This window comes from Actinocrispum sp. NPDC049592 (genome assembly GCF_040675465.1).
In the GTDB taxonomy this organism is placed as follows: domain Bacteria; phylum Actinomycetota; class Actinomycetes; order Mycobacteriales; family Pseudonocardiaceae; genus Kibdelosporangium.
The window spans coordinates 59,508-82,349 of record NZ_JBFAPA010000026.1; the positions used below are offsets into that span (position 1 = coordinate 59,508).

General features: G+C 67.8%; 14 protein-coding genes. 5 read left to right on the plus strand and 9 right to left on the minus strand.

Annotation, left to right across the window (positions count from 1 at the left end):
• Positions 1 to 108: 108 nt before the first annotated feature.
• The 5 genes from AB0J95_RS46220 to AB0J95_RS46240 form a co-directional block, all read right to left on the minus strand.
• Entirely contained in the window at positions 109 to 2,865 is a 2,757-nt protein-coding gene (locus AB0J95_RS46220; RefSeq protein ID WP_364772552.1) for a hypothetical protein, read from the minus strand.
• Positions 2,865 to 6,041 carry a tubulin-like doman-containing protein gene (locus AB0J95_RS46225; protein ID WP_364772554.1) on the minus strand — a complete coding sequence of 1,059 codons (3,177 nt, stop codon included), beginning with the start codon at positions 6,039 to 6,041 and terminating at the stop codon, positions 2,865 to 2,867. Before AB0J95_RS46225 ends, AB0J95_RS46220 begins: the two co-directional genes overlap by 1 nt.
• Positions 6,042 to 6,051: 10 nt before the next feature.
• Positions 6,052 to 8,457, minus strand: coding sequence for a vWA domain-containing protein (locus AB0J95_RS46230; RefSeq protein ID WP_364772555.1), 2,406 nt, complete (start codon positions 8,455 to 8,457; stop codon positions 6,052 to 6,054).
• On the minus strand, positions 8,454 to 8,792 hold the full coding sequence (locus tag AB0J95_RS46235; RefSeq protein ID WP_364772556.1) for a hypothetical protein: 339 nt from the start codon (positions 8,790 to 8,792) through the stop codon (positions 8,454 to 8,456). The genes AB0J95_RS46230 and AB0J95_RS46235 overlap by 4 nt, the downstream gene beginning before the upstream one ends.
• 119 nt (positions 8,793 to 8,911) lie before the next feature.
• Positions 8,912 to 9,340, minus strand: coding sequence for a hypothetical protein (locus AB0J95_RS46240; protein ID WP_364772557.1), 429 nt, complete (start codon positions 9,338 to 9,340; stop codon positions 8,912 to 8,914).
• Between AB0J95_RS46240 and AB0J95_RS46245 the strand changes: the two genes are divergently transcribed.
• From AB0J95_RS46245 to AB0J95_RS46255, 3 genes are read left to right on the plus strand one after another with little or no spacing between them, the layout of a single operon-like run.
• Positions 9,332 to 13,006 carry a WD40 repeat domain-containing protein gene (locus AB0J95_RS46245; RefSeq protein WP_364772558.1) on the plus strand — a complete coding sequence of 1,225 codons (3,675 nt, stop codon included), beginning with the start codon at positions 9,332 to 9,334 and terminating at the stop codon, positions 13,004 to 13,006. The genes AB0J95_RS46240 and AB0J95_RS46245 overlap by 9 nt on opposite strands.
• On the plus strand, positions 13,006 to 13,809 hold the full coding sequence (locus AB0J95_RS46250) for a serine peptidase (RefSeq protein ID WP_364772560.1): 804 nt from the start codon (positions 13,006 to 13,008) through the stop codon (positions 13,807 to 13,809). The genes AB0J95_RS46245 and AB0J95_RS46250 overlap by 1 nt, the downstream gene beginning before the upstream one ends.
• A gap of 35 nt (positions 13,810 to 13,844) precedes the next feature.
• Positions 13,845 to 14,729: an alpha/beta hydrolase gene (locus AB0J95_RS46255; protein ID WP_364772561.1), complete on the plus strand. Its 885-nt coding sequence runs from the start codon at positions 13,845 to 13,847 to the stop codon at positions 14,727 to 14,729.
• On the opposite strand, the gene AB0J95_RS46260 is transcribed toward AB0J95_RS46255, so the two are convergent.
• The 4 genes from AB0J95_RS46260 to AB0J95_RS46275 form a co-directional block, all read right to left on the minus strand.
• Entirely contained in the window at positions 14,692 to 15,594 is a 903-nt protein-coding gene (locus tag AB0J95_RS46260) for a glycosyltransferase (RefSeq protein ID WP_364772563.1), read from the minus strand. The two genes, AB0J95_RS46255 and AB0J95_RS46260, sit on opposite strands and share 38 nt — an antisense overlap.
• Positions 15,591 to 17,219: a glycosyltransferase gene (locus tag AB0J95_RS46265; RefSeq protein WP_364772565.1), complete on the minus strand. Its 1,629-nt coding sequence runs from the start codon at positions 17,217 to 17,219 to the stop codon at positions 15,591 to 15,593. Before AB0J95_RS46265 ends, AB0J95_RS46260 begins: the two co-directional genes overlap by 4 nt.
• Before the next feature lie 104 nt (positions 17,220 to 17,323).
• Complete coding sequence (locus AB0J95_RS46270; RefSeq protein ID WP_364772567.1) at positions 17,324 to 19,255, minus strand: DUF6541 family protein; 1,932 nt, start codon at positions 19,253 to 19,255, stop codon at positions 17,324 to 17,326.
• Positions 19,256 to 19,323: 68 nt separating this feature from the next.
• Positions 19,324 to 20,565 carry an acyltransferase gene (locus AB0J95_RS46275; RefSeq protein ID WP_364772568.1) on the minus strand — a complete coding sequence of 414 codons (1,242 nt, stop codon included), beginning with the start codon at positions 20,563 to 20,565 and terminating at the stop codon, positions 19,324 to 19,326.
• A 106-nt stretch (positions 20,566 to 20,671) separates the two neighbouring features.
• Here AB0J95_RS46275 and AB0J95_RS46280 point away from each other — a divergent pair, with 106 nt between their 5' ends.
• Complete coding sequence (locus AB0J95_RS46280) at positions 20,672 to 21,655, plus strand: lysylphosphatidylglycerol synthase domain-containing protein (protein ID WP_364772570.1); 984 nt, start codon at positions 20,672 to 20,674, stop codon at positions 21,653 to 21,655.
• Between the two features lie 16 nt (positions 21,656 to 21,671).
• Entirely contained in the window at positions 21,672 to 22,832 is a 1,161-nt protein-coding gene (locus tag AB0J95_RS46285) for a glycosyltransferase (RefSeq protein WP_364772571.1), read from the plus strand.
• Positions 22,833 to 22,842: the final 10 nt, after the last annotated feature.

Sequence of the window (22,842 nt, forward strand, 5' to 3'; positions counted from 1 at the left end):
CCTGGCAACGTCCTGGCCTGGGCTCACCCGGAAAGCCATCTCCCCAGAGAGGATCAGAGATGACGAGCCCGGCCTGCGGACTACAGGCCGGGCTCGTGGCGCCGCGCGTCAGCTGGGGAACACCAGGTCGCTCTCGTCGCAACCGTCGGAGACATCCAGACGGATCAACGAGAACAAGTAGTCGCGGTTTTCCGGTGATGACGACAGGGACTGATCCGGATGGACGTGCAGCCGGCTGTTCGGCGGCGTGGCGAGCTCAAGATGGTCGGTCCTGCCCCAGAGGTGCACGTTGGCCACGACCTCGCGGTTGCCGATCCGGCCCGCATCGCTGAACACGGTGGCAGCCAGCCGGGAGGCGGGCCCGTTCTCCTTCGGCAGGATGTCGGTGAAGAACCTGTCGGCGGGGATGCCAGTCCCTTGAGCGTCCTTGTCCAGCCGGACTTTTGCGAACAGCTGCTCTGGTGGGATGCCCAACAGGGTGGTGTGGATCGCGGTCCGGAAGTGCGACCGGGCGTGCCCCTCGTGGACGTCTGTACGGAACGCGAAGAGCAGACGGTCCCGCGCGTGCGCGGGGCGCCTATCCGGCTTCCGATCCTTGTCCGGGAAAGGGCCGTCGCCTTCGGTGACCCGGTCATCCTCCTGTGGTGTCTCATCTTCCGCCAGATTCGGGTCGTCCTCGTAGCGGGGCGGGCTGGGCGAGTAGTCCGGGTCGTTCATGGCGTCGGGGGTCATGGTCGGGCCACGACCAGGCACGACGGCGTTGAGAATGATGTCGTAGAGTCGGCCGATCCAGCCTTTGGTGAACACATCCCGGACGACCGTGACCGCCACCTGGTCGAACTGCTCGATCGAGATCTCGGCGGCACCGAGTTTGAACGCCTCAGGACGTTGTGGCTTCGTCTCCGCGTCGTTGTCGTGGCGAGCCGCGCCAGTCGCCCCGAAGGGTTGGTGCAGCAGGTAACCGATGATCTCGCCCCAGTCGAGCAGGACCTCGTACAGCCCGCCGAGCCTTTGGGTCTCCGTCGGCCATTGCCGGACCGCGGCCACGGTGTCCTTCCGTCGCTCCTCGATGTTATCCAGTTCCTGCTCCAGCGCGGTCGCCTCGGCGGCCACCGTGGACAGGAACGCAAGCCACACAAGGCCGGCAGCCGTCGTGGCGGTGGTCAGCAGGGAGAAGATCACCGGCCCGCCGATGAGCGCCAACGTCAACCAGCCGACAGAGCTCATGGCGAGCAGGACGAGCAGGCCGATCTGGCGCCAGAGCCTGTTCGTGATCCGGTCGAGGGCGGCCAGGGTCTGCTGGTAGTTCTTGTTCTCCTCGTCGTAGTCCTCGCCGCGTCTCTTCAGTGCCTTGCGGGCGATGTCGAGTTGGCCATCAACGTGCTTGACCAGCTGTCCGACCAGGGACTTGTCCGCGTGGGTAGTGGTCTTCCACGTGCCGAGCCGCTCCCGGCAGTCGGCAAGCGTCTTTCTCTCCTCTTTGGATAGTCCGGCTTCGCTGTGTTCCGCCTTGTCGAGCCTGGATTCCAGGCGGGTGGCCGCGCCACTGTCGCCTGGGCGGATGTCGTGGTTCGGCAGTCCCTTGCCGTGCAGGATCGCCTTCTCGTCCGCGCTCAGCTTGAACCGTTCGTCAGGTGAGGCGGCGATCGCGCCGGCGTCGCCCACGGTGGGGCTCAGCGCCGCCAGGTCCTCGCGCAGTTCCATGGGCAGCGGGCCACCGTCCACCAGGCCGAAGCACAGCTGCCGCAAGGGTGGCCACAGACGAGGGTAGACCGGTGGCACCATGGGCACGGCCGGGTTGACCCGCATGTCCGGCGCTTCGGCGGCGATCTTGCGAAGTTCGTCCGACATCATCGGTTCCGCCGAGGCGGTCATGGCAGGCGCCTGGGCGAACAGCCAGCTCTCCGCTTCCGGTTCCAGGTGCAGCACGGGCTTTTCCCGCCACTCCAGCAGCTTGATCCTCGTCATGTGCGCGAAGAAGCGCATGAGCATGCCGAATGTCTTGGGCAGCGCGTATTTCGGCGGTTCGCGCCGTTGTCGTTCCGGTTCTCGGTACGACAAGGCCTTCTCGTCGAACTCACGGAACCAGTTGGCCGCCATGGCGGCCAGCCGTTCGTCCTGGAACACCTGGTTCGGATCGGTCTGCTGGTATTTGGCGAGCGAGCTGGTGCCTCCGTCCAGCAACCGGTTGATGATCTCGTCCGGCAGGTGTCTTCCGTCGATCACGCGAGCGCTCGACCTGGTCACCACCGTCCCGCCCCGGCGGCCCGCGCGCATGTCGTCAGGCTGGTCGAACGCACCGGTATCGGCCGGCCGCCACAAGGCCCCGACGGTGGCGCAGGCGAGTGCGCTATGCGCCTCGTACAGGGTGGCGCGGTCCAGCCCGTGGTTGATGGCGCTCTCGTGCGGCCGGTCCTCCGGTGAGACAACGACGTTCAGGTCGCAGTTGGGTTCGAGGACGCTCTTGGCCCTAATGTTGTTGTCGTTGGGAATGACCAGGTTGATCCGTTGCAGGACGGTGGCCTGTGCGAGGTGACCGGTCAGCCGGTCGGCGAAGTCCCACAGACCGCGCACCAGCTCACCCGCTTCACCGCCGGTGTCGTCGACCACCTGCTGGACGGCCATGACCCGGACCAGGCTGACGGCCGCATCGCCGAAAACCTCGCGCAGTTCGGTATCGTCCGCGCGGCCGTGTGGTCCGATCACCTGCACCGGCATGCCCATCACCGTCGGGCTCTCGTCCAGCCGGCTGGGATCCACCCACACGGACGGCCGCAATAGACCTTGCCCGGTCCAGTACCCGATGGTCGACTGGAGCACGTCCGGGTCCGGCGTCGCGATGATCGTGATCCTGGAATCGGCCATCACGACAGCTCCCGCAGCCGGCCTTTGAGGACGGTCAGTGCGTCGAGGATGTCCTCGCGCAGGTCCCAGACCCGGTCCGCGCCGGGTGGGGGCAGCATGGGTAGGCGTCCCTCGGCGTCCCTGGCCAGCGTCTCCAGCTTGTCGCGCACGGCTTCGTCCTTGAGCAACTGGCCCATCTCGTCCAGCCCGAGGAGGTACGCGTATGCCGCGATCGCGGGCGAGTCCTCAATGGTCTGTTCGATCAGCAGCAGTGGGAGGGACTCCAGCACTGCGGCGAGTGTGTCGAAGGCGTCGTCCGTCCGTGGCCGGGAGCCGAGCAGCGGGAATCTGTGCGGGGGATCCAACGGTGTCTGTACCTCCAGGTACTGGCCCTCGTCGGTGATCGACAGCTCGCCCGCCGCAAACGCCACCAGCCAGCCGCGCACCATCTGCTGACGGACCACCCGTGGCAGTGGCACCGCCCGTGGCAGCGGCCGTGCCCTGCGCCATCTGCTGAACGCCGCTCGCCGGTTGGCGTGACCGCGCTTCTCCTGCCAGTCGGACTGGATTGGCCGGGTCAGCGAGGTGAACGCGATCGGATGACAGGGGACGTTGAGGAAACTGGTGAACTCGATCTCGCTGGAGCCGCCTGCGTTGAACTGCCCCGCGATCTTCTCCTCGGCCAGACCGGTGTGCTCGAGCAACAGGTCCGTGGTCACCTGGTAGGCGACCGATCCCGGTTCCAGCGGGATGGGGCTGATCAGTGGCTGGACTGCGGTATCGCCATCCATGTGGAGGTCGAGGTAGCCCGCGTCCAGGCGGATGAGCGGCGACGAGGCCTCGATCGCCTGCTCGAACTGTGAGGCGTACCGGGTGAGCCGCTGCTGCTGGTCCAGTGTGGGTTGTGCGCCGCCGAGCGCCTCGGCGAGCGTCTGCCGCAGGTAGGAGCCGAACCCGGAGGCCTGCGCCAGCCATGCCTCGCATCGGCGGAGCAGTTGATCGGCGGACACGTTGAGGGTGAACGCCGCCGACTGCGCGACCCGCTCCAGGTTGGTCCAGTCCCGCACCGCCTCCGGCTGCCAGGAACTGGGTTGCTCCACGAGATGGACCGTGGCGCCTTGGTACTCCCAGTCGTCGATGAGGATCTGGCGGATCGCCTGGGCGACAGCGTCGGTGACACCGGCCTCGGTGGCGTTGACCGCGCGCCCCAGCAACTCGGTGAACTTGGCCGGGTAGTCCTCGAAGTAGTCCACCACGAACTGCGTCAAACCCGGCCGGAGGTCCAACGGCACTGCGTAGGCCGGGCCCTGCGGCCAACGGCTGATCAGCGAGGGTTTGCCGTCGCCGGGGGACACGGCGTCCTGCCGCAGCGTGCTGATGGCACGGTCCAGTTCCACCAGCAACGGCCGGAGCAGGTTGTCGGCGAAGTCACCGAGCAGTTGGGCACACAGCCGCCGTACTTCCGCGTCCCACGCCCGGCCGCACCCCGCCTCGACGCCCCTCTCGACGGCGTTGGTGACGCGTTCGTGCGTGGCTGGGAACAGGCGTTTGCGCCTCAGCAGACCGCCCGGTTCGGCGCCGAGGGCGGTGGCGATCTCGTTCGGGAACGCACGGCCGAACTCTCCGTCCTGCAGGGCCTCCCCGCTCAGCCCAGGCGTCTCCTCCTTCTTGAGGAACTCGATCGTGGCGTGCACGAGCTTCCTCGTCACCACCAGGCCGTCGGCGGCCACCGACCGGCGGAGTTCGCCGTGCACGACATCCTTGATCGTCCGCAGCCACAGCTCGGATCGTTGCTGGACGTCCTTGCGCCGGGCCGCCAGGAATGTTCGCTGTTCCTCGGCGATCGTCGCGATCAGCAGCCGTCCCCACTCGCCGATCGACCGGTCACCGGGCGTCGCCTCGTGGACGTTGTCACGCGATGCTTGCAGGACAAGAGCCCGGCCCGCGGAGAACTTGTGGTAGAGCGTGCGGGTGGACTCGCCGGCCACACCGAGGATCGCCTCGGTGAACTCCTTGCGGCGCCTGCGGACGACCGCGTCGATATCGGCACTGGCCACCGTGTCGTCGACCTGGGCACCCGACGGTCCGTACAGCAGCCGCTCCGCGGTCGCCCGGGCGAGGCACTGGGCGGCATAGCGGCCGAAGAGATCGCGTCCAAGGCTGACGTTCGCGTAACCGAGCGAGGAGAACGGCATGTCCACCGGTGTGGGGATCAGCTCGAGCGGGTCCGCCCGGTCCGCGCCCTGCTGCCAGTTGCTCTGAACATACGACGAGAACTGCTTCTGGATGGCCGCGCTTGTCGCCCAGGCGGCGATTGTGCGGGCGACAACCGAGAAGACGTCCTGCTGATCGGTGAACGTCAGCCTTCCGTTGGTGGTTCCGACCAGGAACGAGTACGCGGGCCCGCTGCGGCGCATGTCCCGGAAGACAGCACCTGCCTCCTCGTGCACCGGATCCGGGCCTGGATCGGCCAGCCAGTGCCCGGCGAGCAGTTCGGACACCGTGGCCAACGCGTTCGCCTGCACACCGCGCCTCAGGTCGTCCTTCAGGCTGTCGAACACATCCGGCGCGTAGAGCACCGCCACCGAGTTGTTGGTCCAGGTCCGGTCCAGGCCGCGGAGGAGGTCGCACACGTCCATGAACGTTCCCGAGCCGGTGCCGCCCGCCAGCGAGGAGAACACGATCACGACCGGGTTCGGCGCCCGGCCGCCGGACGACTCGCCGGTCATGGCGAAGTTCAGGTCGGCCAGGTCGGCCTGTGATCGCCCGTGCTCCACCCGTTCCACGGCCTCACGGAGTTTGGCGTTGACATCCGCCAGGCGGGCGACCGTCACCGCCCGTCCGATCGCCCGGAACTGGCCGGCGCCTTCCTCGATGGCGACATGCACGAGCTCGGGATCCGGACGCCAGCCCACACACGCCGAACGCACCCGGTTCGGCTGGCGGTTCATGTAGCGGGCGATGGTCTGGTAGCTGACATTGCGGCCCGCCAAGCCGTAGTACGACCCGCGCGGCAGCGGTGGCAGGTCGTCGGAGTGCTCCTCGGTCGCCCGGCTGTCGATGTGCAGGAACTGCCAGCCCGCCGGCATCCGGCTCCAGCCGGCGCGCCGGACGCGCTGGTCCAGGTCCCGGTAGAGGTGCCGCAGGGTGTCACCACCGGAACCGCCGACACCGATGAAAAGGAATGGTTGCAGCACTGGGATCTCCTCACACTTCGGTGGTTCTGACGGGTTGCCCGGCGAGCACGACGAGCCGCTCGGCGGCGGCGTGAACGTCGCGCCGGAGCTGGTTCCGCCTCTCGTCCCCGGTGGACCGCCGGGAGGTGTCCTGCACGTAGACCACCGTGGCCTGGAACCGGCCCGGGCCCCGGGTCGCTTCGGCGATGACGGCGACGGTGCCGGGCAGGTAGGTGGGCAGACCGTCAAGCTTGTGCGCCGGTCCTGCGGTGGGCGTCGCCACGCAACGTCCTCTGGGGACGGTTATTCGGGTCCGCGGTGCCGCGAACGGCTGCCGGAGCAGGAAGTGGGCCTTGAACGACAGTTCGCCCACAATGAGCTTGTTCCGCGACACCCGGCTGGGCGCCTTCAGGCGCAGTTCGTCCGTCCAGTCGGTCGCATTCACCGCGGACTCGATGTCGACGCCGCTGCCGTTCGGTGTCACGTCGATCTTGACCGAAGCCGTCCGCAGGTCACGGCGGCGCTCGATTTTGGCCAGCCCCAGCCAGTTCACCAGGAAGAGCAGCAGCAGCGGTGAGATCGTCGCGATGACGACACCGGCGAGTGACTTGCGGAACAAGGTCACATCCGGCGCGGCGACCATCCGGAACGAGACCTTGACCGTCTGTTCGGTCGCCGTGCCACCGTCCTCTTTGAGCATCAGCGGCACAGTTCCGGTCACGGAGCCGCTCCAGCCGTGCTCTGGCTTGAAGGTGATATCCAGCGTGTCCGCGGTGTGCGGGGCCAGCCGGACGCAGTTCTCCTCGTTTGTGGCCTCCGGGTGGTCCGTAGTGATCGTCATCGGTTCCTGGACGTAGTTCAGGACGATGTCGCCGGCCAGCCAGAAACATCCGGCCTTGTCGGTCGCGGTGATCGTGAGCGTCGCACCGGTTCTCGCCCGCCCGCGGATCGATGGCAGGTCTTCCAGGCTGGTGGGTGTAACCCGCAGCCGTGCGTCCACCGAGATGTTCCGGATCGCCGCCGCCGGGCTGATGTCCACACCGGACGGTGTGCGCAACGACAGCTTGATCTTGACGGTGACCTCCGACGCGTGCCACGAACCGGGCGCGCTGAAGGTGAGATCGGCTTCGCCGCGGCCGGCGATCGGGTTCATTTGCGCGGGTCGCTCGTCGGCGCCGTCCGTCACGGTCGCGCTGTACTCGGGACGCAGCTGGGCGAGATCCACGGGGGCGCCCAGGCTGCTGACCTCGGCCCGGAGTGTCCACTGCTGGCCACGGGTGAACCGGGGTTCGCCGGTGATCTGGAGTTTGAGGTTGCCGTACAACCAGATCCGGCCGCTGCGCGCCGCCGTGGGCACGAGCACCTCCCAGGTGCCGGACCACTGGCCCGTGGTGTTCGCGGGAAGATCACCGCTCACCCGGACCGTTTCGTGGTCGAACCACTCCCAGGACAGGGCGGCGCCCGCGACCGGTTGGCGCGCGACGGGATCGTTCAGCCGCACGGTTTCACCGCCGGGTGATCGCAGCGACACCTGGGCGTCGGGCTGGCTGGTGTGGATGATCACGTAGAAGCTCCGCATGGAGCGTTCCAGGGTGAAGGTGCAGGCGTTCCTGCCGGCTTCGCACAGCGATTGGGGCGGTGTGGGCTGGAGCAGGTCCGCGAAGGCGTCGGCGAGGTCGTCGGCGCCGGCCGACAGATAACGGGCCCCGCCGGCCGATGTCACCGTGCCGCAGCCCGGGCTGACGCCGGTGATCTGGCCCAGCAGGTCCTTTTCCGGCTGCAGCAGGTTGCCGTTGAGCCCGACCGTGAGCCACGTGGCATCGGTGCCGCGCAACCGGTCCACCACACCGCCCTGGCGGCACAGTTCCTGCTGGGCGCGGTCGGTGTCGGCTTTGGTGGTGGCGAGTCCGTTGGGTTCGTTCTTGCCGTCGGTGAACCAGATGAGCGCCTGGCACGCCTTCCGGTCGCCGTTCACGGCCTGGTCCGCCAGCATCTCCCTGGCCCCGTTGAGCGCCGCGATGTAGTCGGTCGCGTAGGTCTGGTTCTTGCCGCGGAAGGCCTCGATGTCGGCTGTGACCTGCGCTGCCGAGGTGTTCAGGTCCCGCCACGGGCCACCGTCCACCTTGTTCGCGAAACCGGCCAGTGCCACCTGAACGGTGACCTCCTTATCGCCGCTCACGAGCCGGTGCAGGTTGTCCACGGCGAGCCGCGCGGCAAGCACCCGCTTGTTGTCGCGGTCGGTGGAGTTCAGACTGTGGGAGGTATCCATGAGCAGCAGCACAGCGAGCGAGTGCCGGTTCTGCACGCACCCGGCGAGGTCGGTCCTGGCAGTGTCCGGTTGCGAGCTGGCAGCCGGCAGAGGGACGGCAGGCGCCATGCCCGCCGCGGCCGACAGGCCGATGCACAACAGGACCAGAACCGTGGCGAGGCTTCTCATGACGCCATCCATTCGGCCGCCAACCAGCCGTGATAACCGCCGATCGCGAGTCCCAGAACGGTGAGCACCGCCAGTATCCAGCCGCTGTGGGCTCTTCTCGTGTAATTCCTACTCTTTCGTAGTCTGCGGTCGTGCAGCCGGTATCCGATGACGAACCAGATCGGCAGAAAAGAACCGCATGCCCAGCCCGTTATGTGTGAGATCAACGTGCCGCTGATGAGCCGCGGATCCAGGGCGAGCGCTACCGAACAACCGACTGTCAGTAATGTCAGAGCAAAAGGCCAGGTTGGCGGTGTTGGGCCGGCTGAATATCGCGGTTCGATCGCGCCGATCACGTCATTACCCCGATGCTGATCACGGTGTGCACTGGATGGTGGACTTCGGTCGGGGTGTCGTCCTCACGATCGGTTCGTGCCCCGGCTCTCGGGTTCGTTCGAATGGTGTGGACGGCCTGTTACATGTCCGCTGAATGGTTGGTCCGAAAGTGTGAATACGTTGTCAGGCCGAGTAACGGTTGAACCCTCTCTGTCGACACCTCGGCTGGCTCGGTTGCCGGGCAATACGGCAATAGTGAGCCATCCAGGGAGGCGTCATGGCGAGGCAGACGGCGGTGATCGTCGACATCACCACATTCGGTTCGGATCGACCCGCCTTCCGTCCGGAAAATGATCTTGACTTTCGCTACGAACACCTGAGACCACTGCCTTTCCGGTCTGAGGTCGACCGGCTCGCCGCCATGCTCGAACGTTTCGGATACGGGATAGACCGAGCCCGCGAGCGTCCCGAGGGCAGTCTCAGGACGGCAGAAATAACGCCATATATCAAGAAGGCGATCGGCCTGCACGGCAAAGACGATGTGATGATCGTGCACGTCATGAGTCATGGCGTGACCTCCGAGGACGTCGGTTCCGTGCGGGTGCTGGGAACCGATGGCGACGCGGACGTCAGAGCGGATGTCACGGAATGGTTGCTGTACTGTCTCGGCAAGCCCGACGGCCCCTATGTTCTGTTCCTGCTGGACATCTGCCATGCTGGCGTCGCAGTCGACATGCAACGTTTCCTGGAACCATCCGCCGGCCGAGTGTGGGTGATCGCGGCCGCCGAACCGCAACGGTCTGCCTACAGCGCCAGATTCACGACTGCCGTGACAAATGTGCTGACCGGGGTACAGGAGGATCGCGACCATCTCGACCTGCGCCCTGATCAGCGGTTCGTCCCGCTGAACATTCTGGCGCAACGAGTCGACGCCGAGATCAAGCGACTTTCTGGGCCGCACCAGGTGGTGACCGGGACGAATATCTCGCTGACTACGGATCTGTCGGAACTGCCTTTCTTCATCAATCCCTGGCGGCGCCGCTTGGACTCCGAACCGGACGTGCGGCACTTCGACCAGCGAGAGGCCGGATACTTCCTGCGCGCGGCCGGCTGTCTCGACGGCATGAGCGACTTCACCGGACGGCAGGCCGGACTGGCCAGGCTCACCGAGTGGGCCGGTGGCCAGAACGTACTGCCGGCTTCGTCGCTGCATGTGGTCACGGGCCGCGCCGGCACAGGCAAGTCCGCTTTGATCGGCGTGCTCGCCAGCACGCTGCACCCTCAACTGGCCGTGCGGGCAAGGCAGGCATTGCGGCATCTGGCCATCCCACGAGCCGGTACGCCCAAGTGGTTCGCCGCCGTCCATGCGCGACACCGCGACACCGACGACTTCGTCAAGTCGTTCGCTTCCCAGTTGTTCAACACGAACGGCCTCACGGCGGACGCACTGGTCGCGCGAGTCGAACGGCTGGGCGAGCCGGTGGTCCTCGTCGTCGACGCGATGGACCAGGCCGCCGATCCGGCGGCGGTGTGCGAGAACCTGATCCTTCCGCTTGCCCGCACAAGGAACTGCCGGATCCTGGTCGCGGTACGCGCGGGCGACCCAGTCGGGGACAAGCTCATCCCGCAGGCGGGTGATGCAGTCACCGACCTCGACGACGTACCTGCGGCGGAACTCATGGAGGACATCAGGTCCTTTGTGGATAGTCTGCTGTTCCAGTCGAAGTACCGCAATCAGCGGGCCCGGACGAGTGCGATGGCCGATGCGGTCGCGAGGGTGCTGGCCGGTCCGCAGGCCAGACCGCAACTTGGCGAGTTTCTCGCCGCACGGCTGTACACCCAGGACGTGATCGAAAACGAACGGCTTCCGCAAGACGCTGTCGCAGCGGGCGAACTCGGTGCGAAGGTGCCGACGACGATCACCGGCGTCTTCGAGCTGGACATGCGGTCACGGAAGGGACATGAGCTCGCTCGTCCAGTGGTCGCCGCACTGGCGTTCGCCCGCGGTGAGGGCATGCCGGCCGAGGTGGTCCCCATCGTGGCCGCGGCGTGCGCCAAGGCGGGGGTGGTCGTGCCCGATCAGGATGTCGCCGGAGTGCTCGACGAGATCGACGGGTACCTGACCATCGGGCAGGACGAGGCCGGGGTCGCGGTGTACCGGCTCTTCCACGAGGATCTGGCCGACCATGTACGCGCCCACCCGTTCGGGCCGGACGATCACAACGCGGTCGATGAGGGCACGGTGTACAAAGCGTTGGTCGACACCGTTCCCAAACGGGCGGGACGGTGGCTGTGGGACCGGGCCACTCCCTACGTCCGGCGGCACGTGCTCACCCATGCGTGCACCGTCGAGCAGATGGCGGACACGCTGTCCGATCCGGATTATGTCCTCTCCGCGTACCCGGAGCCGAAGGCGGCCGTGAGCGAGCTGGCAGGCCATCCCGACGTGGGTGCCATGGCCGCCGCCGCGCACGCGGTGATTGTCGAAAGCCGCAGTCTGGACCGCGAACTGTCCGAAGCGGACAAGATGATGCGGCTGGCGGTGACCGCTGTGCGCACCGGCGGCGCACGACTGGCCTGGGCCATCACGGACCATCTCCAGGCGGCCTGCCGTCCGGTGTTCGCGGCCACGCTGCCACCGCCACGGCGCGGAGACCAGTCCGGCCCACATGAGAATCCCGTGCTGCTGACCGTGGACGATTCGCAGTTCTTGCAGTTCTACGACCTCGCTTCACCGGACCCGAGGCCTCCGGTGCGGGTTTCCAGCCAGGCGACAGCGATCGAGGTGTTCAAGTACGACGGGCGGACCGAGATGCTCGTGGGTTACCGCGACGGGACGGCACGGGTTCTGACCACTGGCGTCGATGCGCGTCAGCGGCTGCTGCTGACCGGACACCTGGGAGCCGTTCGTGCGGTGACCGTCGGTGGTGCGTCGGAGGGACAGCAGGTCCTGATGACTGCCGACGACGAAGCCCTGCAACTGTGGGATGTGCGTACGGGGGAACGGTTGAAGTGGTTGTCTTGGGGGGACAGCCGGATCAACGACCTGCAGCCCATCGCGTTGCCGCACGGTACGGACGGCGTGATCGTGAAGTCCGAGAAGTACCTGTCGGTGCTCGACCTCGCGGAGTCCGCGAGCTACCGGGTCTTCCCGCTCGGGTCAGGCCACTGCCACACCAGCCGGATGGGATCGGCGACCATCGCCGTGCTGTGGGCTCCGGACGGTCTGATGACCGCTGTCGACATGGTCAGCAGGGTGGTGATCAACAGGCGGCAGGGGCCTGCGACGCAGGTCTGCGCCGCGACCACGGTCGCCGGTACGGACACCACTGACATGACCAAGCTCGTCTTCGTCACCGGCGACCGGAGCGGGAACCTTTTGGTCCGCACCCTGGACGGGGTCGGCGCGTCCACCTTCAGGGAGATGCCCAGCGGGATCACGACTTTGACCTCGTGCATGCTCAACGGCCGGCCGGTCATCGTCTGCGCGACACGTGACGGCAAGATCACGGTGCTCGACTATCCCTCCGGTTCGACGCTGAAGACATTTCAGGCCCCGCTGGCGGTTCGCGCGTTCGGGCACATGATCTCGGCCAAGCCGGCCAGAAAGCCCGCCCCGCGAGTGGCAGCAGGCCCCGGGTTCGGCGGTGTCATCGTCGCGGCTGGTGCGGGGCATGGCAGGTTGAACCTGCACCACGTCCCGTTGTCGGGTGGCCCGGCCACGATTCATGTGGACGCCGGCCGCCCGTTGGCGGAAGTCGTGGTGCTGTCCCGGGACACATGGGCTGTGGTCCGGGCGAAGGACGAAGACGGTGGGGTGCATCTGTGGCATCCGCTGACCGGTACCGAACTCGGCGGGGCGCCGGCCGATCTCGACTGGGGCGAACCCCTGCAAGGCAAGCAGTTCACGGTGCGCGACGACGGTCTTGTCGTCCTGAACGGACAGGCCGATGGCACCGTCCACGTTCACGTGCTGTCCGAGCACGGCACGCGCGAGCACACCATCGAAGCGCATTCCGGTGCCGTCAAGGTCGTATCGGCGCTCGGTGATGTCGCCCTGAGCCTGGGGGACGACAGCGAGATCAGTTTCTGGGACCTTCCATCGCTCCGCAAGGTCGGGTCGCTCGCCTTGCCTGGCCTCCGTGGGGTGGTCGCGATCCCGCCGCGCGGCTTCGTCGTCGAGACCGCTGACGACGTCGTCGTTTTCCGTTACATGTCAGGAGAAGATGCGTAGTGGCACGAATCGTCGGTGTTCACGGAGTCCGGAACTACCAGGAGTTGCTCACCCCCGAGATGGCAGCGTCCGCGCTTGCGGACAATTGGTCCAGGGCGTTGGGAACGGGTGACGACCTGGTCATGGCGTACTACGCCCATCATCTGCAGGACGCGGTCGCGCAAGGACCCGGCACACCTGAGGATCTGGACGAGGAAGCCACCGAGATGCTGTACGCCTGGGCGAACGCTCTTGCCGACGAGCCGAAGTTCAAGCAAGGCAACCTGATGAGGGGGCCGAGGTACCTCATCGAGCGCATGACCGGTAACCCGTTCACCGGCCTCGTGAACCAGCTCTTCATCCTGATCTTCATTCGGGAAGTCCAGCTATACCTCGGAAAGCGGCACCGGCAACGGCGCCTCAACGCACGGGACGAGGTTGCCAGGACGATCCGGCGGCACAACCCGCGGGTGGTGATCGCGCACTCGCTCGGATCCGTTGTCGCATATGAGGCTTTGTGGTCGGATCCGGCCCTGGAAGTCGACCTGTTGGTCACCATGGGTTCCCCGCTCGCGATGCCTCGTGCGATCTATCACCGTCTGGAACCGGCGCCACCGGCCAACGGCACGCTCACGCCTCGCCCTCCAGGTGTCCGCCGATGGGTGAATCTCGCGGATCCGGGGGACGTCTGCGCGGTGCCCAGGTGGTTGAAGCGGTTCTTCGCGGTGGATGACGACCGAGAGCACTCGATCGGAGTTCTCGCCTTCCACGACGCACTCAGCTATCTGGCCAGCGAGGGACTTGCTGAGATCCTGTACAGCTGAGGCCTTCCACCGCGACCGGCGGATAGGTTGGGAGTATGGACTTCGAAGAGATCGTCATCGAGACCGACCGGCTGGACTTCCCCGCGCTGGCCGCGGGTGAGGGGCCTGTTGTTGTTTGCTGGCACGGGTTTCCGGACCATCCGCGGACGTTTGGGCCGTTGGCCGAACACCTTGTCGCGGCTGGTCGGCGGGTTGTGGCTCCGTACTTGAGGGGGCACCATCCCGCGACCGCGGACGCGATGACCTATGCGGATGGGCTCACGCTGGCCAAGGACGCGGCGGCGGTGGCCGAGGCGCTCGATCCCGGTGGTGTGGACATGATCGGGCACGACATCGGGGCCGGGATGGTGGGCAGGGTTGCCGCCGCGTGGCCGGAACTGGTCCGCGGGGCGGTGACCATGGCGGTGCCGCCGCCCGCTGCCCTGCCGCCGATTCTGGCGGATCCCGAGCAGCAGAAGCGGTTCTTCTACGTGTGGCTGTTCCAGCTGCCGATCGGCGAGGCGATGCTCACGCCGGACCTCGTTGAGTACCTGTGGAAGACGTGGTCACCGAGCCTCGACGCCGGGGAACACGTGGCGCGGGCCAAGGAGTTCTACGCCGATGCGGCTGTGAAGACCAACGCGTTGCGGATCTACCGCGGCAACTTCGACACCAGCCTGCACGACCCCGCGCTCGCCGAACTGGCCCAGAAAACCGAAGCGCCCGCGAGCATCCCGATGCTGGTGCTCGCGGGCGACGAAGACGGCTGCGTCCCGGCCGGCAAGTTCACCGGCGACGGGCTGGCCGAAGGAAGCCACGTGGATATCGTGAAAAACGCGGGCCACTTCATCCACCTCGACCGTCCCGACGAAGTGGCCCGCAAGGCCTTGGACTGGTTCAGGTTCAGAGCACCGAGCGCGGGAACTCCGGCTTCGGGTTGAACTTGATGCCCTCGACCAGCTTCTTGAACAGCTTCGCCTGCAGGCCCAGGGGCACCCGCCCCTGGCGCAGGCCCTGCGCCAGGCGCACGACGAACTTGGCCGCCGCCACCGGGTTCTCGTGGTGCAGCCGGAACGAGGTCTCGTTGCGCACCCCGTACTCGAACTTCCACAGGTTCGACTCGTTCACGTCGGCGAAGTTCACGCCGCGGTTGGTGCCGAGGTCGTGCACGACGGTACTGGTCAGCACCTGCACGCCGGGACCGGCCTGGGTGACCCGGAGGGTGTACTCCTGGTCGTCGAACCAGATGAAGTAGTCCTTCAGCGGCAGGCCGAACCGGGTCAGCGTCCACCGCGGGAACAGCACCGAGACGAACGAGCAGTGCGTCACCAGGACGTTCTGCTGACCCTTGGCGATCAGCCTGCCCCAGTCCCAGGTGGTGCCCGGGTTGTTCATCTCGCAGATGCTGCCGTCGACCCATTTGACCAGGGAGCAGGCGTAGGGAAGCTTCATGCCCATCGACTCCTCGGCCTTGCCCAGGCCGTTGACCAGCTCCTCGAGCGCGGTCCGGTCGGCGTAGCAGTCGTCGTCCATGATCCAGACGAAGTCCGCGCCGAGCTCGTAGCCGCGGGCCATGCCGGCGGCGAACCCGCCCGCGCCGCCGGTGTTCTCGGCGAGCGAGACCAGCACGACCTCGGGGTGCTCCTTGGCGAACTCGGCCAGGTACTCACCGGTGCCGTCCGTGGACGCGTTGTCCACCACCACCAGCCACGTCGGCCGCAGTGACTGGTCGAGGGCGTGGTCGAGCACCTTGACCAGCTTGTCCTTGCGGTTGTAGGTGACTACGACGGCTGCGACGTCGTTCACGAATTCCATCCCTTGTAGAGGTCCTGGGTCCACGATCTGGCGTCTGGCAACTTAGCGAACGCCTCGGCCTTGGCCGCCTGCTGGGTCAGCCATTCCTGACGGCGGGCCGGAGAGGCCGCCATGGCCGCGATGCGGGCCGAGGCGGCACGGATGAACGGGTACGGGTGGCGCGGGCAGAGCAGCTCGTCGGCCACCAGCGAGGCCTGTGAGCCGACGTCGGTGGAGATCACCGGCACGCCAGCGGCGGTCGCCTCGAACGAGGTCAGCGTGAGGCCCTCGTTGTCCGAGGAGATCACCAGCACGTCCGCGTCGGTCAGCGTCCGGCCGACCGGCTGGTCCGGGCCGCGCAGCTCGAGCACCTCGGCCAGGCCGAGCCGGGCGCGCAGGCCGCGCACCTCGTCGGCCAGCTCGCCGTCGCCGTGCATGATGAACCTCACCGGCAGCTGGCCCTTGAGCTTGGCCGCCAGCTTGAGGAACAGGTAGGGCCGCTTCTGCTGGGTGAACCGGCCGACGAAGGCCACCGTGAACGGGCCCTCGCCCTTCTCGGCGACCGACTTCTCGATGCCGGTGACCGTCAGGTTCGCCAGTGTGGCCAGCTTGACCTTGGACTCCGGGATGTTCTGCCGGCCCACGAGGTAGTCGCGCAGCTGCGGCGAGATCACGTGGTGCACGTCGATCATGTTCGACATCCGCACGGCGACGTCCACGAACCCGCCGTTGCGCCACTCCAGCACGTGCAGCGAGTCGACCACCGGCATGTCCGGGCGGACCGACCGGATCCACGGCAGCCGCTGGTAGAGCCAGCTGCAGTGGTGCACGTGCACACCGCGCACGTCGAACGCCGACAGGATGCCGTTGAGGAACGCGGCCTCCTGCTCCTGCAGCAGCGGCTGGGTCAGCGGCACGACGACGGCACCGTCCAGCTCCGGCCGGGTGATCCACTGGTGGGTGGAGTCGCGGTCGGTGATCACGATCGGGGTCAGGCCGGCGTCCTTGGCCATCTTCACCGACTCGAGCGCCCAGCGCTCGGCGCCGCCCATCTCCAGCCAGTGCATGCCGAACAGCACCGCGGGCGTCTTGCCCATCGGCACCGCCGAGGCGCCGCGGTCGAGCCGGACCGGGCTGTGCCGGGGCACGTCCTTGGCGCGGTAGCGCTTCTCGGTGACGTCGGTGCGCAGCTGGCGCAGGGCGTCGAACTGGACCGGCACGGTGAACCGCACCGCCCGCCGCGCCGCGCCGAGCACGCCCGGCAGCCGGTGGTACCCGGACATGACCTGCGCGCGCCCGCCCACGTCGACCGCGAGGTCGATCAGCCCGTCGGTGTCCGAGAACGCCGACGTGGTGTGCACCAGGCTGCGGAACACCATCGAACCGACGACCTCGCGGTCGTCGTCCCACTCGATGCCGTGCACCTCCTCGTCGGTCAGCGACGGGAAGGTGCCCTCCGGCCCGCGCAGCACGGTGAACCGGAAGGTGCGCCCGGGGGAGGCCAGCGAGTGGAAGTTCGCCGCGCCCACCACCAGCCGGCGCTCGCGCTCGTCGAGCAGGCCGTCGCCGGTCAGGCCGACGCCGCTTTCGTCGAGCAGCTCGAACGTCAGATGCGGCTGCAGTTCTCCTGAAGTCATGTCCCTCAGTGGTCTCACGGAAGTCGAATGGCTGGCAGTCTATTTCATCGCCGATTTCGGTTAACCGGCATATGGAGTTGTGAAAAATGTCGGGCCGGAATAACTCACAGCTGGACCCTGTACACCCGGACGTCCGCATTCTCGTAGACCAGGCGCAGCGACCGCACGCCGTCGAGGGCCGCCAGGCCCGGCGCCCGCTTGACGGTCGGGCTGGCGAAGCCGCTTCCAACATATACGAACTGGATGTTGGCGGCACGTACGAGCGCACGCACCTCGGCATTGGTGTCCAGCTGGTCGAATTTCTCGTAGAGCATGGTCCGGTCCGGGCCGATCACCGGGAACTCGTCCGGCGCGACGAGCGGGTAGCCGAACAGCGGCCGGACGCCGTCCAGGGCCCACATCCAGGGCGAACCGTCGACCGGGTCGTTCATCACCGTGGCGCCCGGGGGAACCAGGGTGCGCAGCTCGGCCATCCCGACCCGTTCCTCGCTGGTCACGGTGGGGCCGTTGCTGTAGGCCCGCTTGATCGCGTCGGCGTTGCGCTTGGCGTAGAGCCCGTGGCCCAGCAGGGCGATCACCAGGCCGACCGCGACCAGTACCCCGCCGCGGGCCAGGGTCGTGCTGCTCAACCGTGGCCGGAGCTTGCCGATCCAGCCGGCGACGGTGTCCCGGACGACCACGATGCCGTGCCCGATCAGCACCACCTGGGCGATGGTGACCAGGGCGGCGAACCGCCAGGCGTCGTTCCACCACGGGTTGGTCAGCAGTGACACGAGCCAGCCCTTGTAGCTGGCCGCCAGCACGAACAGGAACGCGAAGAACAGGCCCCCGCCCATCAGCCAGCGCAGGCCGGTCAGCTTGCGGATCCCGACCAGACCCACCAGGGCGGCGGCCACGAGCAGCCACTGCGGCTCGGTCACGTAGTTGAAGAACAACAGCTGGCCCAGGGTCTGCCCTGGGGTGCCGATCACCGGCCAGGACACGTTCAGCACGTCCGCGGCCTTGGTGGCGGCCAGGTACTGCGGGATCGCGTACAGACCGGCCAGCACGCCCAGCAGCACCAGCGTGCGCAGCTCGTTGAGCGGCACCCGGCGCAGCGAGATCCAGCGGAACACCAGGTAGAAGAAGCAGAACACGCCGGTGGCCAGCGCCGCGCTCGGGTGCAGCGCGGCCATCCCGATCGCCGCGAGCGCGGTCAGCACGATCAGCTCGGCCCGGCGGCTGCGCACGGTCGCGACGAACACGGCCAGGAAGCCCGGCACCATCACCACACCAGCGCCAAACGGCCACAACGGGCCGAAGAACAGCAGTCCGTACGGCATGGCCGCCGCCGCAGCAGCGGCCACCGCGCTCGCCGCCGCCAGTGCCGGGCGCCCGTTCGCGACCCGGACCAGACCGGCGATCAGCAGCGCGAAGAACCCGGCGTACAGGCCGCCGTAGATGTTCACCAGCTCGTTGACCGGCAGCTCGTGCAGCTGCAGCACGGTCGCGCCGACGACGTGGTAGCCGTTGGGGTAGAAGAAGTCCTTCTTGCCCGGGGCGTTCAGCGCGGACAGCGCGCTCGGCGCGGACTGGCCGGAGTCGGCGATGTAGCGGGTCGCGTTGCTGTGGATCATCGCGTCCCAGAACTGGTGCACGCCGGTGAACGACTCGGTCGCCTTCGACATCACCAGCAGGCCGAGGCCCGCGGCGAACAGCACAGCCGCGGCCACACCCACGTGGTGCTGCCAGCGCCACGGCAGGCCCGGCAGTTCAACGGGCTCCTGGGCGCGGCCGAACCAGCGTTGCGCGGCCAGCCGGACCAGGAACACGACCACGCCGAGCACCACGGCGGAGCCCAGCAGGACCCACACCGACCAGCGCGCGAACAGGCCGGGCACCAGCGGCGAGGCCAGGCCTACGACGCCGAACGTGAGTACGGGCGCGGCACTGGCCAGCAGCCAGCCACGCAGGCCGCCGGCGGCGCCGACGATCAGTCCGGGCACCATCAGCACCAGGACGAAGAGCACAACTGTCACCAGTTGGGTCGCTGTCATCTAACCGGGTCCTTCCAGCACGGTCATCTGGCCAGCAACTTCGGGACAGGGTGCCGGCCGGCACGAGGTCAGGCGGGTTCGTGCACCGGGGTGGGCACGTCCATGGCGGTCGGCTTCGCCGAGTTGTCGATCTGCGGCGTCGGGCGGACCGGGGGCTTGGTCATGGCGCGCATCGCCTTGCGCGCCGGCTCCTCCACGAAGCGCCACATGAGGTAGGCCGCGACCAGCGCGATCACCGGCAGGCCAAGGAAGATCGCCTTGGTCTGCCAGGTGTGCACCGGGAACACGTCCGGCCACTCGTTCTGGATCCACCAGACCGGCTCGATCAGCAGCATGTGCACCAGGTAGAGGCTGTAGGAGATGTACCCGCCGAGCACGAACGCGCGGGTGGAGAACAGCCGCGAGACGCCGCGGTCGGAGATCGACAGCGCGATCAGCAGCGGCGTGAACAGGAAGCTCGCCAGCACGTAGTACCGCTCGTGGCCGCTGTACCAGGCGCCGTACAGGATCCCCAGGATGGCCACGATGAACAGGGCCGAGCACCAGGTGGCGATGGTGTCGTTGCGCGAGGACTTGGCGATCCGCCGGGCCAGCAGGCAGGCGATCCCGCCGGCCACGAACGAGCCGAGCAGCCGCAGCACCCACAGGTACGGCGAGTACAGCGAGCCGGTGACCATGGCCAGCAGCACCGCGGGCAGCAGGGCGATGACGCCCATCACGACCAGGTGGCGGATCCGCAGCACCCAGGTCAGCCGCAGCAGCAGCAGCGCGATGAACGGGAACAGCAGGTAGACCAGCCACTCGCAGCTGATCGACCAGGCCGGGCCGTTCCAGGTGACCCGGTCGGAGTCCGGCTCGTTCCACATCACGACCATGAACACCTGGCGCAGGTAGCTCAGCGCGGAGAAGTCCTCCGGCTTGACCGGGTCGGTCGAGCCGCGCAGGGCCAGCAGGCCGTGCCAGATCAGCGCGATGTTCAGGGTGACGAAGTAGACCGGCCAGACACGGGCCAGGCGCGCCCAGACGAACTTCGTCATGGCACTGCGCTTGAGCCGGTCGCCCATCCGGTCGACGTAGTTGAGCGTCAGCACGAACCCGCTGAGCGCGAAGAACAGGTCGACACCGAGGTCGCCGTGCGTCAGGACCGGCCCGAACACGTCACGCAGCCACGGGAACTCGGTTTCCAGGTTGCCCCGGATGTGGAACATGACCACCCAGAGCGCCGCGATGATACGCACGCCGGTGAGTGGGAGAATCTCCCCGGTACGGCTGGTGTTGTGGGGCGTGCCCACCTCGGTGCGATCCGACACGAGCGTGACTGTAACGTCCATTTCCGACGCCGTTGACGCCGTCCCCGTCAACACTGTCCGGCAGCGGACGGCTATATGAGCATCATCAGTCCATGAAAGGCCCACGATGACCACAGACCCCGCGGTGCCCGAGGCCGCTCCGAAGGCGAGCAGGCGCGCGGTCATCATGACGTGGCTCAAGCGCGTGCTGCTGGTCGTCGTGCTCGCGGTGGCCGTGTACCAGCTGGTCAAGCAGTGGCCAGAGGTGTCGCACACGCTTTCGCAGCTGCCCTGGCCGTCCGTGGTCCTGTCGTTCCTGGCCGCCCTGCTCGGCATTCTGCTCGGCCCGATGGCCTGGCGGGTCATCCTGGCCGACCTGGGCACCCCGGTGCGCCGCACGGACGCCTCGATGATCTTCCTGGTCGGCCAGCTCGGGAAGTACATCCCCGGCTCGGTCTGGGCCTTCCTGCTGCAGATGGAGCTCGGCAAGTCCGCCGGGATCACCCGGATGAGGGCGTTCACCGCCTCCCTGATCACCACCGGCCTGGGCATCGTGGCCTCGCTGGTCGCCGGGTTCCTGGCGATGCCGGTCATCCTGGACGGCCACCGCGAGCTGCTCTGGGTGTTCGCGCCGCTGCCGCTGGGCCTGATCCTGCTGCACCCGCGCCTGCTGACCTGGATCGTGTCCAGGATCCTGCGGGTGCTGCGCCGCCCGCCGCTGCCACACCCGCTCAGCGGCAAGGCGATCCTGCGCAACGTCGGCTGGGCGCTGAGCGCGAACCTGCTGCTCGGCCTGCACCTGTGGCTGCTGGCCGACGCGCTCGGCTCGCCCGGGTTCAGCACGTTCCTGCTGTGCACCGGCGCGATGGCGCTGGCGATGACCACCGGCGTGCTGGCGTTCTTCCTGCCGTCGGGCATAGGCGCGCGTGAGGTCGTGCTGGTCGCCACGCTGACCACGGTCATGCCGAGCGGGTCCGCGCTGGCCCTCGCGCTGGTGTCCCGGGTGATGTTCACCGTCGTCGACCTCGTCTCCGCCGGTGGCGCGGCGCTGCTGGCCCGGGCGCACAAGCCGCAGCCCGCCCCCGACGTCACCGACCCGGCCAACGCCTGACCTGGAGGATTTCCCGTTGCGCATCGCCGTCGCGTACGACTGCCTGTTCCCGTTCTCCAAGGGCGGAGGTGAGCGGCAGTACCGGGTGTTCGCCGAGGAGTTCGCCGCGGCCGGTCACCAGGTGACCTATCTCACCCGCAAGCAGTGGGACTCCGCCGCGCCGCAGGTCGACGGGCTGGACATCGAGGTGATCAGCACCGAACGCGAGCTGTACGACGCCCAGGGCAACCGCAAGCTCGGCCCGGCCGTCAAGTTCGCCACCGGCCTGTTCGCGCACCTTGCGCGCAACCGGGGCCGGTATGACGCCGTCCTGGTCAGTGCCACTCCCGCGACCAACGTCCCGGCCGCGCGGGCCGCGCTGCTGGGCACCAGGACAGTGCTCGCGGTCGACTGGCTGGAGGTGTGGCGGCCCGAGCAGTGGCTGGAGTACTCCGGGCCGGTCGCCGGGCGGGTCGCCAACGTCATCCAGTGGCTCGCGGTGAAGTCCAGCTCGCTGGCCAGCTGCCACTCCCAGCTCAACGCCCGGCGCCTGGTCGAGCTGCGCCTGCGCTCGGCGCCGATCGTCAGCCCCGGCCTGATCGACGGCCAGGGCGGCGGCGAGCCGTCGCTCACCGCGGGCGAGCCGCCGACCGTCGTGTACGTGGGCCGCCACATCCCGGACAAGCGGGTCGAGGCGCTGCCCGCGGCCATCGCGCACGCCCGCAAGAGCATTCCCGACCTGAAGTGCACGATCTTCGGCGAGGGCCAGACGAGCGCGGCCATACAGGCCGAGATCGCGCGGCTGGGCCTGCAGGAGGTCATCGCCACGCCCGGGTTCGTCGACCAGGCGGTGCTCGACGAGGGCATGCGGTCGGCCGCGGTGCTGGTCAACCCGTCGCAGCGGGAGGGCTACGGCCTGGTCGTGGTCGAGTCCTGCGCGCTGGGCACGCCGGTCGTGCTGGTGAACGGCGAGGACAACGCGTCCGTCGAGCTCGTCGAGGACGGGGTCAACGGCAAGGTCGCCGCGTCCGTGCGGCCCGAGGTGCTGGGCGAGGCGATCGTCGAGGTCGTCTCGGCGGGTGCGCCGCTGCGCAAGACCACCGCCGAGTGGTTCGACGAGGCCCGCCGCACCAAGACCGTCCGCGCGGCCGCCGCGCAGATCCTCGGCCGGATCGAACAGGCCGTCGCCAAGGCGTAGACACGGAAAG

Bases quoted from the DNA above. Each gene is read 5' to 3' on its own strand.
- AB0J95_RS46220 (WP_364772552.1), bottom strand. From the start codon at position 2,865: ATGGCCGATTCCAGGATCACGATCATCGCGACGCCGGACCCGGACGTG.
- AB0J95_RS46230 (WP_364772555.1), bottom strand. From the start codon at position 8,457: ATGAGAAGCCTCGCCACGGTTCTGGTCCTGTTGTGCATCGGCCTGTCG.
- AB0J95_RS46245 (WP_364772558.1), top strand. From the start codon at position 9,332: ATGAGTCATGGCGTGACCTCCGAGGACGTCGGTTCCGTGCGGGTGCTG.
- AB0J95_RS46240 (WP_364772557.1), bottom strand. From the start codon at position 9,340: ATGACTCATGACGTGCACGATCATCACATCGTCTTTGCCGTGCAGGCC.
- AB0J95_RS46255 (WP_364772561.1), top strand. From the start codon at position 13,845: ATGGACTTCGAAGAGATCGTCATCGAGACCGACCGGCTGGACTTCCCC.
- AB0J95_RS46265 (WP_364772565.1), bottom strand. From the start codon at position 17,219: ATGACTTCAGGAGAACTGCAGCCGCATCTGACGTTCGAGCTGCTCGAC.
- AB0J95_RS46270 (WP_364772567.1), bottom strand. From the start codon at position 19,255: ATGACAGCGACCCAACTGGTGACAGTTGTGCTCTTCGTCCTGGTGCTG.
- AB0J95_RS46280 (WP_364772570.1), top strand. From the start codon at position 20,672: ATGACCACAGACCCCGCGGTGCCCGAGGCCGCTCCGAAGGCGAGCAGG.